The sequence below is a fragment of the Rouxiella sp. T17 genome (assembly GCF_036663475.1).
Taxonomy (GTDB): domain Bacteria; phylum Pseudomonadota; class Gammaproteobacteria; order Enterobacterales; family Enterobacteriaceae; genus Rouxiella.
In genome coordinates, this window is the sequence record NZ_JAWUEA010000038.1 from 90,210 (window position 1) to 103,979 (window position 13,770).

The window sequence follows — 13,770 nt, forward strand, 5'->3', positions numbered from 1 at the left end:
GGGGTCAACTAAATTGCAAAAGCTGAAACTGTACGGTTTCAATAACCTGACCAAAAGCCTGAGTTTTTGTATCTACGATATTTGCTATGCCAAAACCGCTGACGATCGCGACGCCTATATCGCCTACATCGACAAAGAGTACAACGCCAATCGACTGACCGAGATCCTCACGGAAACCTGCTCGATTATTGGGGCCAACGTGCTTAACGTGGCGCGACAGGATTACGAGCCGCAGGGCGCGAGCGTGACGATTCTGGTGAGCGAAGAGCCGATGGATCCGAGCGACGTCGATACCTCCGAGCATCCGGGTCCGCTTCCGAGTTCCGTGGTGGCGCACCTCGACAAGAGTCATATCTGTGTTCACACCTATCCGGAAAGTCATCCAGAAGGCGGTCTTTGCACTTTCCGCGCGGATATCGAAGTCTCGACCTGCGGCGTCATCTCGCCGTTAAAAGCGCTTAACTACCTGATTCACCAGCTCGAATCGGATATCGTGACCATCGATTACCGCGTGCGCGGTTTTACCCGCGATATCAACGGCGTGAAGCATTACATCGATCACTCGATAAATTCGATTCAAAATTTCATGTCCGAAAATATGAAATCGCTGTATGACATGATGGACGTGAATGTTTATCAGGAGAATATCTTCCACACCAAGATGATGCTGAAAGAGTTCGACCTTAAACATTATCTGTTCAATGCCAAGCCTGACGAGCTTAGCGCGGCGGAACGCCAGGAGATTACCGATCTTCTTTATAAGGAGATGCAGGAGATTTACTACGGCAGAAATATTCCTAATCTTTAACGAGAAAGCCGCCTACTCTTTTGAATGGGCGGCTTTTTTTGATGGGAAAAAAGTTAGCGATAGGTGACGATAAAGGCGCGATATTTTTGCAGGACCAGCAGGAAATCTTCCATGCCGCAGAAAGAGAGGCTCTCTTCGTCGTAGTAATTCATGCCTTCTTCCATGCCGTCGCTTTCTAAATCCAGCTGATTGGCGCGGACCATCACCTCTTCTTCATCCAGCCACAGCGTGTATTCGCGGCCAATCATCTGCCAGCTTCGTTCGCTGCCTTTTATCTCGGCGGCGGCGGCTTCGATTTTATCGAGCAGGCTTAAATCGCTGTCGATCTCTTCGTTCAGCCAGTGGCCGATTACTTCGTGACCCATTGAAAAGCGGGCCTTTATTTGCCCGGTGATATCACGCAGGAAATCATAATCCATGGTCTTATCTCCCGTTTGGCGTTAAGACTGTTGCGACGCTTAATTCAGTATAAGAAAAAGAACATAAAAAAAGGAGGCCGAAGCCTCCTGATGTTCTGTCGCGCAATATAGCGAGTTAGAGCGCGGTTTGGAAGATCACACTGTCAGCTTTATCGGTATATTCGCTCAGCTTGTCGAAGTTCAGATAACGGTAAGTGTCTACCGCCGTCTTGTCGACTTCTGCCATGTAGCTCAGATACTCTTCCGGCGTTGGCAAACGACCCAGCAGTGAGGCGATGGCGGCCAGCTCGGCCGAGGCCAGATAGACGTTGGCGCCATTCCCCAGACGGTTCGGGAAGTTACGGGTCGAGGTTGAAACGACGGTCGATCCGTCGGCCACGCGCGCTTGGTTACCCATGCACAGCGAGCAACCCGGGATTTCTACACGCGCGCCGCTCTTGCCGAACACGCTGTAATAACCCTCTTCGGTCAGCTGCGCGGCATCCATTTTGGTCGGTGGCGCAACCCATAAACGGGTTGGCAACGCGCCTTTGTGGCTGTCGAGCAACTTACCTGCCGCGCGGAAGTGACCAATGTTGGTCATGCACGAACCGATAAACACTTCGTCGATTTTGCTGTTGGCTACGCTCGACAGCAGACGGGCGTCGTCTGGATCGTTTGGCGCGCAGAGAATTGGCTCTTTGATTTCGTTCAGATCGATTTCGATAATCGCCGCGTATTCAGCGTCGGCATCGGCCTCAAGCAGCGTCGGGTTCGCCAGCCACTCTTCCATGCCGGTGATACGACGCTCGATGGTGCGGCGATCGCCGTAGCCTTCGGAAATCATCCACTTCAGCAGCACGATGTTGGAGCTCAGATACTCTTTGATCGGTGCCTGATCCAGCTTGATGGTACAGCCCGCGGCAGAACGTTCTGCGGACGCATCGGCCAGTTCAAACGCCTGCTCGACTTTCAGCTCTGGCAGACCTTCGATTTCAAGAATACGGCCCGAGAAGAGGTTTTTCTTACCCTTTTTCTCGACGGTCAGATGACCTTCCTGAATCGCGTAATAAGGGATCGCGTGAACCAGATCGCGCAGGGTGATCCCCGGCTGCATAGTGCCTTTGAAACGCACAAGGACTGACTCTGGCATATCGAGTGGCATTACGCCCGTTGCCGCCGCAAACGCGACCAGACCAGAACCCGCCGGGAAAGAGATGCCGATCGGGAAACGGGTGTGGGAGTCACCGCCAGTACCGACGGTATCAGGCAGCAGCATACGGTTCAGCCACGAGTGGATGATGCCGTCGCCCGGACGCAGCGAAACGCCGCCACGGTTCATGATGAAATCAGGCAGCGTGTGGTGCGTCGTGACGTCAACCGGCTTCGGATACGCCGCCGTGTGACAGAATGACTGCATCACCAGATCGGCCGAGAAGCCCAGACACGCCAGGTCTTTCAGTTCATCACGGGTCATTGGCCCGGTGGTGTCCTGAGAGCCTACCGACGTCATCTTCGGTTCGCAGTATTCGTTTGGACGAACACCTTCAACGCCACAGGCGCGGCCCACCATTTTTTGCGCCAGTGAGAATCCTTTGGTGCTGCTGGCAACCGGCTTGGCGATGCGGAAGACCTCGCTGGTTGGCAGTTTCAGTGATTCACGGGCTTTGGTGGTTAAACCACGGCCAATGATCAGCGGAATACGGCCACCTGCGCGAACTTCATCGAGCAGCACGTCGGTTTTCAGTTCGAAACTGGCAATAAGTTCGTTGGTTTCATGGTTACGCACTTCGCCCAGATAAGGATAGATGTCGATAACATCGCCCATATTCAGGTCTGAGACGTCAACTTCAATCGGCAATGCGCCCGCATCTTCAAGGGTATTGAAGAAGATTGGCGCGATTTTGCTGCCGAGAACCACACCGCCGCCCTTCTTGTTCGGCATGTAAGGAATGTCGTCGCCCATGAACCACAGCACGGAGTTGGTCGCGGATTTACGCGAAGAACCGGTACCGACCACGTCGCCGACATAGGCCAACGGGAAACCTTTTTTGTTCAGCTCATCAATTTGCTTGATAGGGCCAACGCTGCCCGGCTGATCGGGATGAATGCCTTCGCGTTCGATTTTCAGCATCGCAAGCGCGTGCAGAGGAATGTCTGGACGAGACCAGGCATCCGGCGCAGGAGACAAATCATCGGTGTTGGTTTCACCGGTCACCTTGAAGACGGTAACGGTGAGTTTTTCAGCCAGTTTAGGACGCGCGGTATACCATTCGGCATCGGCCCATGACTGAATAATTTGTTTGGCGTACAGGTTACCGGCTTTGGATTTCTCTTCTACGTCGTAGAAGTTATCAAACATCAGCAGGGTATGAGATAAGGCTTTGGCAGCAATCGGCGCCAGCTTTTCGTCTTCAAGCGCTTCAATCAGCGGATGAATATTGTAGCCGCCCTGCATGGTGCCCAGCAGTTCTACGGCTTTCTCGCGAGTGACCAGCGGAGACGTGGTGTCGCCCTTGGCAACGGCTGCCAAAAACCCGGCTTTAACATAAGCGGCTTCGTCAACGCCCGGCGGTACGCGGTTAATCAGCAGGTCCAGCAGCGTTTCTTCTTCACCTTCAGACGGGTTCTTCAGGGATTCAACCAGTGCGGCCATTTGTGAAGCATCGAGCGGCTTAGGGACAATGCCCTCTGCAGCACGCTCGGCTACGTGCTTACGGTATTCTTCTAGCACGACTCTCTCCTCGCTCTCATTGTCATTTATTATGTCCAGGACAGGCCTGGTTCCGGCATCAATCAGCGAAAAACCCGTAGGTCAACGCGCCCTGAAAACAGGTTTAAATGTGGTCGATGGCCGGATCACGGCGGGTATGTCTTTATGAGGCGAAGCGAAACATCCTGAACGCTTAGCGACGACAGTCCCCGGTTGCGCTGTGGCAGCATAGCAGGGTTTAACGGACTTGTTAATTCGTTCACAAAAAAGCAACATAAAATATTTGCTGAATCGTTAAGCACAGTGAGATCCACTACCCTTTCCGCGCCACATCCCCTTACGGCATTAACCATAAAAGAATAATGGGCTTTTGGACACTGTTTTTAGATGAATCGAATAAAGTATCGACGGAAGATTTTGCTGCTGAAACGTTGAAACGTAGCGCGTAAAAAATAGCCAAATCGCAGGTACAAAAAAACCGTCCAGAAGACGGTTTGATTGTTTCCAGCCAAGTGTTAGCAGGCGCTTAACCGGAATTACTGATATCGATAAAATACGATACAAGTGCCCCAATGCAAAAGCAGTATGCCTCACATTGTCTAAAAAAACAACGTAATAACGCTGGGTATAATACCAGCATCAGGCTATTATCGTGGCCGGACTGCTTCGCCAGAAAGCAATAAAAAACGGCCCCTTCTCAGGAGCCGTTGGTCACGTTAAGCCTTGATAAAATTACTTTTTCTTGGCTTTGGCGTTTGGCAGGTCAGTGATGCTACCTTCGTAAATCTCGGCAGCCAGACCGACGGATTCGTGCAGCGTTGGGTGCGCATGAATGGTCAGCGCCAGATCTTCCGCGTCACAACCCATCTCGATAGCCAGACCGATTTCGCCCAGCAGCTCGCCACCGTTGGTACCCACGATAGCGCCACCGATTACGCGGTTAGACTCTTTATCGAAGATAAGCTTGGTCATGCCTTCAGCGCAGTCAGACGCGATTGCGCGGCCCGATGCTGCCCAAGGGAAGGTCGCCGTTTCATAGCTGATGCCTTTCTCTTTGGCTTCTTTTTCGGTCAGACCCACCCAGGCAACTTCTGGCTCGGTGTAGGCAATCGAAGGAATGACCTTCGGATCGAAATAGTGTTTCTTGCCAGAGATAACTTCTGCGGCAACGTGGCCTTCGTGCACACCTTTGTGTGCCAGCATTGGCTGACCCACGATATCGCCGATAGCGAAGATGTGTGGCACGTTGGTGCGCATTTGCTTGTCGACGTGGATGAAACCACGATCGTCAACTTCAACGCCGGCCGCGCCGATTTCCAGCAGCTTGCCATTTGGCACACGACCGATTGCCACCAGCACCGCGTCGTAACGCTGTGGTTCAGCAGGCGCTTTTTTACCTTCCATTGTCACGTAGATGCCGTCTTCTTTGGCTTCAACGTTGGTGACTTTGGTTTCCAGCATCAGGTTGAACTGCTTGCCAATTTTCTTGGTAAAGACTTTAACGACGTCTTTGTCGGCCGCCGGAATCACCTGATCAAACATTTCGACCACGTCGATCTGTGAACCCAGAGCGTGATACACGGTCGCCATTTCCAGACCGATGATACCGCCGCCCATTACCAGCAGACGCTCGGGAACGGTTTTCAGCTCCAGCGCATCCGTTGAGTCCCAAACGCGTGGGTCATCATGAGGAATGAATGGCAGAGTGATTGGACGGGAGCCCGCCGCAATGATGGCATTGTCGAAATTGATGGTGGTAGAACCGCCTTCGCCTTCAACAACCAGAGTGTTCGCGCCGGTAAATTTGCCCAAGCCGGTAACGACTTTGACTTTACGGCCTTTCGCCATGCCCGACAAACCGCCGGTCAGCTGATTGATAACCTTTTCTTTCCACGTACGAATTTTATCGATGTCGGTTTTTGGCTCACCGAAAACGATGCCGTGAGCTTCCAGCGCTTTGGCTTCGGAAATCACTTTGGCGACGTGAAGCAGTGCTTTGGAAGGAATACAGCCAACGTTAAGGCAAACGCCGCCGAGAGTGGCATAGCGTTCAACGATAACGGTTTCAAGACCTAAATCCGCGCAACGGAAAGCGGCAGAATAACCTGCAGGACCAGCCCCAAGTACCACGACCTGAGTTTTAATTTCTGTACTCATCATGACCTCTTAATTGTTTGTCCGGCGGGTCAGACGTCTCTTAAAACGCATTCGACAAAGCTGAATGCAGTACGCAACGCCCTTCATCCACCGGGACGCATACACCGCCAGAAGTTTACAGAATTGTTAAATTTCTGCAAACAAACTTCGGGTGACCTGTGTCTCAACAACCTTGCAACCCTCTGCTTAACGTCGCAAACGGCCACAAGATCCGTGTCAAAAACAAGGCCGGCATGAGCCGGCCTCATAACAATTACATCACCAGACGGCGAATATCCGACATTATGGTACCGATGTATGCAGCGAATCGTGCTCCTGCTGCTCCGTCGATCACGCGGTGGTCGAAGGAGAGAGACAGTGGCAACATCAGACGCGGCTGGAACGCTTTACCATCCCAGACTGGCTTGATGGACGATTTGGAAACGCCCAAAATCGCCACTTCCGGTGCGTTGACGATAGGCGTAAACGCCGTACCGCCGATGCCGCCCAGGCTGGAAATGGTGAAACAGCCACCCTGCATATCGGACGCGGTCAGCTTGCCATCACGCGCTTTCTTGGAAATCACGCTCAGCTCACGAGAAAGCTCGACGATGCCTTTCTTGTTCACGTCGCGGAATACCGGCACAACCAGTCCGTTTGGCGTATCAACCGCCACACCGATGTTGATATATTTCTTCAACGTCAGTTTTTGCGCGTCGGCAGAGATTGAGCTGTTAAAGCGTGGGAACTCTTCCAGCGCCTTGGCAACGGCTTTCATGATAAAGACCAGCGGCGTGATTTTCACGTCGAGTTTCTTCTTCTCTGCTTCCACGTTCTGCTGTTTGCGGAACTCTTCAACTTCAGTGATATCGGCTTCGTCGAACTGCGTAACGTGCGGGATCATTACCCAGTTACGGCTCAGGTTGGCACCAGAAATTTTCTGGATACGGCCCAGTTCGACTTCTTCGATTTCACCAAACTTGCTGTAATCGACCTTCGGCCAAGGCAGCATGCCCGGCAGACCACCACCGGCTTGCGCAGCGGCGGCAGGTGCTGCTTCGGCACGTTTCACGGCGTCTTTCACGTAAGCCTGAACGTCTTCGCGCAGGATACGACCTTTACGGCCGGTGCCTTTCACTTTCGCCAGATTTACGCCAAATTCGCGGGCCAGACGACGGATAACCGGCGTCGCGTGAACATAGGCGTCGTTCTCGGAGAACTCGCCTTTGCTCTCGGCAGCCGCAGCAGGAGCCGGAGCCGCCGCTTTCTGTTCCTGTTTCGCAGGCGCAGCCGCTTCTTCTTTCTTGGCCGGTGCAGCAGCAGGCGCAGCGCCTTCTACTTCAAAGACGAAGATCAGGGAGCCGGTGCTGACTTTATCGCCCGCAGCCACTTTAATCTCTTTAACCGTACCGGCGAATGGCGCAGGCACTTCCATTGAAGCCTTGTCGCCTTCAACGGTAATCAGCGACTGCTCGGCAGCCACTTTGTCGCCTACTTTCACCATGATTTCAGTGACTTCAACTTCGTCGCCGCCGATATCCGGTACGTTGACTTCTTTGCTGCCGGAAGCCGCCGGTGCCGCCGCAGGTTTCTCTTCGGCTTTCGCTTCTTCTTTGGCCGCTGGCGCCGCAGCGCCGGAGCCTGCCACTTCAAAGACCATGATCAGAGAGCCGGTGCTAACTTTGTCGCCTGCAGCGATTTTAATCTCTTTAACCGTACCCGCGAATGGCGCAGGCACTTCCATTGAAGCCTTGTCGCCTTCAACGTTGATGACGGACTGTTCAGCTTCAACTTTGTCGCCAACTTTCACCAGGATTTCGGTGACTTCAACTTCGTCGCCGCCGATGTCCGGTACGTTGACTTCTTTGCTTTCGCTGGATGCCGCCGCCGCAGGTTTCTCTTCGGTTTTCGCTTCTTCTTTGGCCGCCGGTTTTTCTTCGGCTTTAGCCGGTGCCGCAGCACCGTCCGCATCGTCGAAGACAAAAATCAGCTTGCCGGTTTCGACGGTATCGCCCACCGAAACTTTAATTTCTTTCACGACACCGGCCTGCGGCGAAGGGACTTCCATCGAGGCCTTGTCACCTTCAACCACGATAAGTGATTGCTCGGCGTCGACCTTGTCGCCCACTTTCACCAGCACTTCGGTGACTTCTACTGCATCGGCACCAATGTCCGGTACATTAATTTCAATAGCCATCTGTCTTTACCCTCTTACGCCAGACGCGGGTTAACTTTGTCAGCATCGATGCCGAACTTGGTAATGGCGTCGGCCACGACCTTCACATCGATCTCGCCACGCTTGGCCAATTCGCCCAGTGCTGCCACAACCACGTAAGATGCATCGATCTCGAAGTGGTGACGCAGGTTTTCGCGGCTGTCGGAACGGCCGTAACCGTCGGTGCCCAGAACGCGGAACTCGCTGGCAGGAATGAAGTTACGGATCTGCTCGGCGAACAGCTTCATGTAGTCGGTTGATGCCACGGCAGGCGCGTCATTCATGATCTGTGCGACGTAAGGAATACGCGGTTCTTCAGCCGGGTGCAGCATGTTCCAGCGCTCGCAGTCCTGACCATCACGGGCCAGTTCGGTGAACGAGGTGACGCTGTAGGTATCAGAGCCAACGCCGTAGTCTTTCGCCAGGATCTGTGCCGCTTCTCGCACGTGACGCAGGATTGAACCCGAGCCCAGCAGCTGCACTTTGCCTTTGCTACCTTCAAGGGTTTCCAGCTTGTAGATACCTTTACGGATGCCTTCTTCGGCACCTTCAGGCATCGCTGGCATGAAGTAGTTTTCGTTCAGCGTGGTGATGTAGTAGTAAATGTTCTCTTGCGCTTCGCCGTACATACGCACCAGACCGTCATGCATGATGACTGCCACTTCGTAGGCATAGGCTGGGTCGTAAGAGATACAGTTAGGAATTGTCAGCGACTGAATGTGGCTGTGGCCATCTTCGTGCTGCAAACCTTCGCCATTCAGCGTGGTACGACCGGAAGTACCGCCGACCAGGAAGCCGCGCGCCTGTTGGTCGCCCGCTGCCCAGCACAGGTCACCGATACGCTGGAAACCGAACATGGAATAGTAGATATAGAACGGGATCATCGGCAGGTCGTTAGTGCTGTACGACGTTGCCGCGGCCAGCCATGAAGAGGCGGCGCCCAGTTCGTTGATACCTTCCTGCAGAATCTGACCTTTCTCGTCTTCTTTATAGTATGCAACCTGCTCGCGGTCTTGCGGAGTATATTGCTGACCGTTCGGGCTGTAGATACCAATCTGACGGAACAGACCTTCCATACCGAAAGTACGCGCTTCATCGGCGATGATCGGCACTAAACGGTCTTTGATCGAGTCGTTTTTCAGCATTACGTTCAAAGCACGAACGAAGGCGATCGTGGTAGAAATCTCTTTCTTCTGCTCTTCAAGCAGCTGTGAGAAGTCTTCCAGTTTCGGCATTTCGAGCTTCTGGGTGAAGTTCGGCAGACGCGTTGGCAGGTAGCCTTTCAGCGCCTGACGACGTTCGTGCAGATATTTGTACTCGGCAGACTCTTTTTCCAGCGTGATGTACGGCAATTTTTCGATGTTTTCATCGGCAATTGGCACGCTGAAACGATCACGGATGTAGCGCACGCCATCCATGTTCATTTTCTTGACCTGGTGAGCAATGTTCTTGCCTTCGGCCGCTTCGCCCATGCCGTAACCTTTGATGGTGTGGGCAAGAATAACGGTCGGCTGGCCTTTGGTGTTCTGCGCCTTGTTCAGGGCAGCAAAGACTTTCTTCGGATCGTGGCCGCCACGGTTCAGCGCCCAGATTTGCTCGTCGGTCATCTCTTTGACCAGCTCGGCAGTCTCTGGATATTTACCGAAGAAGTGCTCGCGAACGTATTTACCGTCGCGTGACTTGAAGGTCTGGTAGTCGCCGTCGACGGTTTCGTTCATCAGCTGAATCAGCTTGCCGCTGGTATCTTTACGCAGCAGTTCGTCCCAGCGATTGCCCCAAATCACCTTGATCACGTTCCAGCCGGCGCCTGCAAAGATGCCTTCCAGTTCGTTGATGATTTTACCATTACCGGTCACCGGGCCGTCGAGGCGCTGCAGGTTACAGTTAATGATGAAGCACAGGTTGTCGAGCTTCTCGCGGGTTGCGATAGTGATCGCGCCTTTAGATTCCGGCTCGTCCATCTCGCCATCGCCCAGGAACGCGTAAACGCGCTGCGCGGAGGTGTCTTTCAGGCCACGGTGTTCCAGATATTTCAGGAACTTAGCCTGATAAATTGCGCCGATTGGACCCAGACCCATGGAAACGGTCGGGAACTGCCAGAATTCAGGCATCAGTTTAGGGTGCGGATAGGAAGAGAGACCTTTACCGTGAACTTCCTGACGGAAATTGTTCATCTGGTCTTCGGTCAGGCGGCCTTCGAGGAAGGCACGCGCGTACACGCCCGGCGAAATGTGGCCCTGGAAGTAAACCAGATCGCCGCCATCTTTGTCGTTGCGCGCACGGAAGAAGTGGTTAAAGCACACTTCATAAATCGCCGCAGAAGACTGGAAGGAGGACATGTGGCCGCCCAGATCCAGGTCTTTTTTAGACGCACGCAGAACGGTCATGATCGCGTTCCAGCGAATTGCGGTACGGATGTTGCGTTCCAGCTCCAGGTTACCCGGATACTCAGGTTCGTCTTCAACAGCGATGGTGTTGATATAATTACGGCTTGCAGCGCCTGCTGCAATGCTCACGCCGCCTTTGCGCGCTTCATTCAGAACCTGGTCGATCAGGAACTGCGCACGTTCAACACCTTCTTCACGGATGACCGATTCGATCGCTTGTAGCCAGTCGCGAGTTTCGATCGGATCCACGTCATTATTTACACGTTCTGACATGGTGCTTTTCCTTATCTGTATCTAATACGTTGGTTTATCTGGAGCCTGTCTTCCTGCACTCTCGCGCGGAGAGCAGCAAAAAGAGTGCACGAAGACAGGCCCGTCAGTTTTATTTCGCCCCCAGAGAGAGCATAAACGCTTCCAAAATTATTCTCGGAGCCTTAAAAATTGCAGGCTACAGGTATGCAGACAGCCATCGTTACCCAGAGTTTAATTTTCTTCTTTACGTTGCTGGAGTCGACGTAGTGAACGGTCACGACGACTGTGCTCCCTGCTCAGATCCAGCAAAACTTCCTCAATGAACGCCAGGTGACGGTGTGATGCTTCGCGCGCCTTTTCCGGTTCGCGGGCCACAATCGCCGCGAAAATCCCGGCGCGGTGATTGCTTACCAGCGGCAGCATTTCGCGCCGCGAGTAGAGCAATTCAAAGTTCTGGCGAACGTTTTTTTCCAGCATCGGCCCCATACAGCGGAGCAAATGCAGCAAGACCATATTATGTGTGGCTTCTGTTACCGCCACTTGATACTGCATGACGGCGTCGGCCTCGGCGTCGAGATCGCCGCTGTCCTGCGCGGTCTGGATAACCAGATGACAATCACGAATGCGCTGCAAATCTTCTTCCGTCCCTCGAAGCGCGGCGTAATACGCGGCGATACCTTCGAGTGCGTGACGGGTTTCCAGGAGATCAAACTGCGATTCGGGATGGTCGGAAAGTAGTTCGGCAAGGGGGTCGCTAAAGCTTTGCCATAAATTGTTTTGAACAAATGTGCCACCGCCCTGACGACGCAACAGCAGGCCTTTACCTTCAAGGCGCTGGATGGCTTCTCTTAACGAGGGCCGTGATACATCAAACTGTTTGGCCAGTTCACGTTCGGGTAACAGTTTTTCACCGGGGCGCAGCGTGCCCTCGAGGATCAGAGATTCAAGCTGCTTCTCGATCGCGTCAGATAACTTCGGCTGTCTAATTTTACTGTAAGCCATAGGAACGTTTATTTGTCCTTAAGTTATTTTGCTTTGACGTTACGCTCTATCGCTATAGTCACGTTAAACACTACAAAGCAAGGTGACGAGCTCGAAGTAAATTGGTAATACCAATTTAAAAAACGTGGCCGTAAAGTAACAAAGTATTTACTCGGTGTCCATATCGCCCCTATCTGAAATGGCCGAATCCCGCACATTTTAACAAATATTTAGCATTTCTTTTTATAGTGTGTTCTGGATCACATTTAACCGCTTTTCGGCAAACTTTTGCGCACTTTGCGCGTTTCTTATGCGCCGATTCAATAAACCAGGTGCAAACTTTTTCGCTTAACACTATTCTTGGCCGAACGGTAGTTCGTGCTGGATATTAGTGGCATGACAGCCGTAAATAATTAGAGACAAAATACGTAATTTTCAGCTTACAGCCTGGGCTTTACGCTGATTTTTAACTTTTCCCTTACACAGAGGATCGGGAAATGGATGACAGGCAACAAGGCGAAGAGCTGAAGCGCGGATTGAAAAACCGCCACATTCAGCTGATCGCATTAGGTGGCGCTATTGGCACCGGACTTTTTCTGGGAATCGCTCAAACCATAAAAATGGCAGGCCCTTCGGTGCTGCTCGGCTACGCGATTGGCGGCATCATCGCCTTCCTTATTATGCGCCAGCTGGGCGAGATGGTGGTTGAAGAGCCTGTTGCGGGTTCATTCAGCCACTTTGCCTATAAGTACTGGGGCAATTTTGCCGGCTTCGCCTCTGGCTGGAACTACTGGGTGCTTTACGTGCTGGTCGCCATGGCGGAACTGACGGCGGTCGGCATTTATGTTCAATACTGGTGGCCGGAGATCCCGACGTGGGTTTCGGCGCTGGTGTTCTTCGTGCTGATCAACGCCATCAACCTGACCAACGTTAAAGTTTATGGCGAGATGGAATTCTGGTTCTCGATCATAAAAGTCGTGGCGATTGTCGGCATGATTGTGTTTGGCGCCTGGTTACTGGCCAGCGGCCACGGCGGACCGGAAGCCTCGGTGACCAATCTCTGGGCGCAGGGCGGCTTCTTCCCGCACGGCGTGAGCGGGCTGGTAATGGCGATGGCGGTCATTATGTTCTCCTTCGGCGGACTCGAGCTGGTCGGCATTACCGCTGCCGAAGCCGATAATCCTGAGAAAAGCATTCCAAAAGCCACCAATCAGGTTATCTATCGCATCCTTATCTTCTATATCGGTTCGCTGTCTATTCTGCTGTCACTTTATCCGTGGGGCAAAGTGGTCGAAGGCGGCAGCCCGTTCGTGCTGATTTTCCACGCGCTGGACAGTAATCTGGTTGCTACTCTGCTGAACGTCGTGGTGCTGACGGCCGCGCTGTCTGTTTACAACAGCTGCGTGTACAGCAACAGCCGCATGCTGTTTGGTCTGGCGAAACAGGGTAACGGCCCGAAATCGTTACTGAAAGTTGACCGTCGCGGCGTGCCTTACGTGGCTATCGGCATCTCGGCACTAGCGACCGCGCTGTGTGTGGTGATCAACTACGTGATGCCGGGCAAGGCGTTTGGCCTGCTGATGGCGCTGGTGGTTTCCGCGCTGGTGATTAACTGGGCGATGATTAGCCTCGCGCACCTGAAATTCCGTCAGGCGAAAGCGCGTGAAGGCGTGACCACCAAGTTCAAGGCGCTGCTTTATCCGGTTGGCAACTATATTTGCCTGCTGTTTTTAGCCGCGATTTTGGTGATAATGTACCTGACGCCAGATATTCAAATCTCGGTCATTCTGATCCCGTTCTGGCTGCTGTTACTCGGCGTGAGCTACAAGCTTAAAGGCAACAACAAGGTTGTCAACGTCGGCAGCAAGTAACGCATTCGT

At 53.0% G+C, this 13,770-nt stretch carries 8 protein-coding genes; 2 read left to right on the plus strand and 6 right to left on the minus strand.

The window, feature by feature from the left end:
• The first annotated feature begins 13 nt into the window (after positions 1-13).
• Positions 14-808 (plus strand): adenosylmethionine decarboxylase, encoded by a 795-nt coding sequence (gene speD, locus SC206_RS16860; RefSeq protein ID WP_332738911.1) that lies wholly within the window; start codon positions 14-16, stop codon positions 806-808.
• A 53-nt stretch (positions 809-861) separates the two neighbouring features.
• Here the strand turns inward: speD and yacL are convergent, their stop codons facing one another.
• The 6 genes from yacL to pdhR form a co-directional block, all read right to left on the minus strand.
• Positions 862-1,227 carry a protein YacL gene (gene yacL / locus SC206_RS16865; protein ID WP_332738913.1) on the minus strand — a complete coding sequence of 122 codons (366 nt, stop codon included), beginning with the start codon at positions 1,225-1,227 and terminating at the stop codon, positions 862-864.
• A 115-nt stretch (positions 1,228-1,342) separates the two neighbouring features.
• Positions 1,343-3,940 (minus strand): bifunctional aconitate hydratase 2/2-methylisocitrate dehydratase, encoded by a 2,598-nt coding sequence (gene acnB, locus SC206_RS16870; protein ID WP_332738915.1) that lies wholly within the window; start codon positions 3,938-3,940, stop codon positions 1,343-1,345.
• A gap of 711 nt (positions 3,941-4,651) precedes the next feature.
• Positions 4,652-6,076: a dihydrolipoyl dehydrogenase gene (gene lpdA / locus SC206_RS16875; RefSeq protein WP_332739174.1), complete on the minus strand. Its 1,425-nt coding sequence runs from the start codon at positions 6,074-6,076 to the stop codon at positions 4,652-4,654.
• A gap of 253 nt (positions 6,077-6,329) precedes the next feature.
• Positions 6,330-8,252 (minus strand): pyruvate dehydrogenase complex dihydrolipoyllysine-residue acetyltransferase, encoded by a 1,923-nt coding sequence (gene aceF / locus SC206_RS16880; protein ID WP_332738916.1) that lies wholly within the window; start codon positions 8,250-8,252, stop codon positions 6,330-6,332.
• Positions 8,253-8,266: 14 nt separating this feature from the next.
• Complete coding sequence (gene aceE, locus SC206_RS16885) at positions 8,267-10,930, minus strand: pyruvate dehydrogenase (acetyl-transferring), homodimeric type (protein ID WP_332738917.1); 2,664 nt, start codon at positions 10,928-10,930, stop codon at positions 8,267-8,269.
• A 210-nt stretch (positions 10,931-11,140) separates the two neighbouring features.
• Positions 11,141-11,911, minus strand: coding sequence for a pyruvate dehydrogenase complex transcriptional repressor PdhR (gene pdhR, locus SC206_RS16890; RefSeq protein ID WP_332738919.1), 771 nt, complete (start codon positions 11,909-11,911; stop codon positions 11,141-11,143).
• A 476-nt stretch (positions 11,912-12,387) separates the two neighbouring features.
• Here pdhR and SC206_RS16895 point away from each other — a divergent pair, with 476 nt between their 5' ends.
• Positions 12,388-13,761 (plus strand): amino acid permease, encoded by a 1,374-nt coding sequence (locus tag SC206_RS16895; RefSeq protein ID WP_332738921.1) that lies wholly within the window; start codon positions 12,388-12,390, stop codon positions 13,759-13,761.
• The last annotated feature ends 9 nt before the right edge of the window (positions 13,762-13,770 follow it).

What these genes read in the sequence shown, in the direction of transcription:
- yacL (WP_332738913.1), bottom strand. Translation starts at nt 1,227, where the DNA reads ATGGATTATGATTTCCTGCGTGATATCACCGGGCAAATAAAGGCCCGC.
- lpdA (WP_332739174.1), bottom strand. Translation starts at nt 6,076, where the DNA reads ATGAGTACAGAAATTAAAACTCAGGTCGTGGTACTTGGGGCTGGTCCT.
- aceF (WP_332738916.1), bottom strand. Translation starts at nt 8,252, where the DNA reads ATGGCTATTGAAATTAATGTACCGGACATTGGTGCCGATGCAGTAGAA.
- aceE (WP_332738917.1), bottom strand. Translation starts at nt 10,930, where the DNA reads ATGTCAGAACGTGTAAATAATGACGTGGATCCGATCGAAACTCGCGAC.
- pdhR (WP_332738919.1), bottom strand. Translation starts at nt 11,911, where the DNA reads ATGGCTTACAGTAAAATTAGACAGCCGAAGTTATCTGACGCGATCGAG.
- SC206_RS16895 (WP_332738921.1), top strand. Translation starts at nt 12,388, where the DNA reads ATGGATGACAGGCAACAAGGCGAAGAGCTGAAGCGCGGATTGAAAAAC.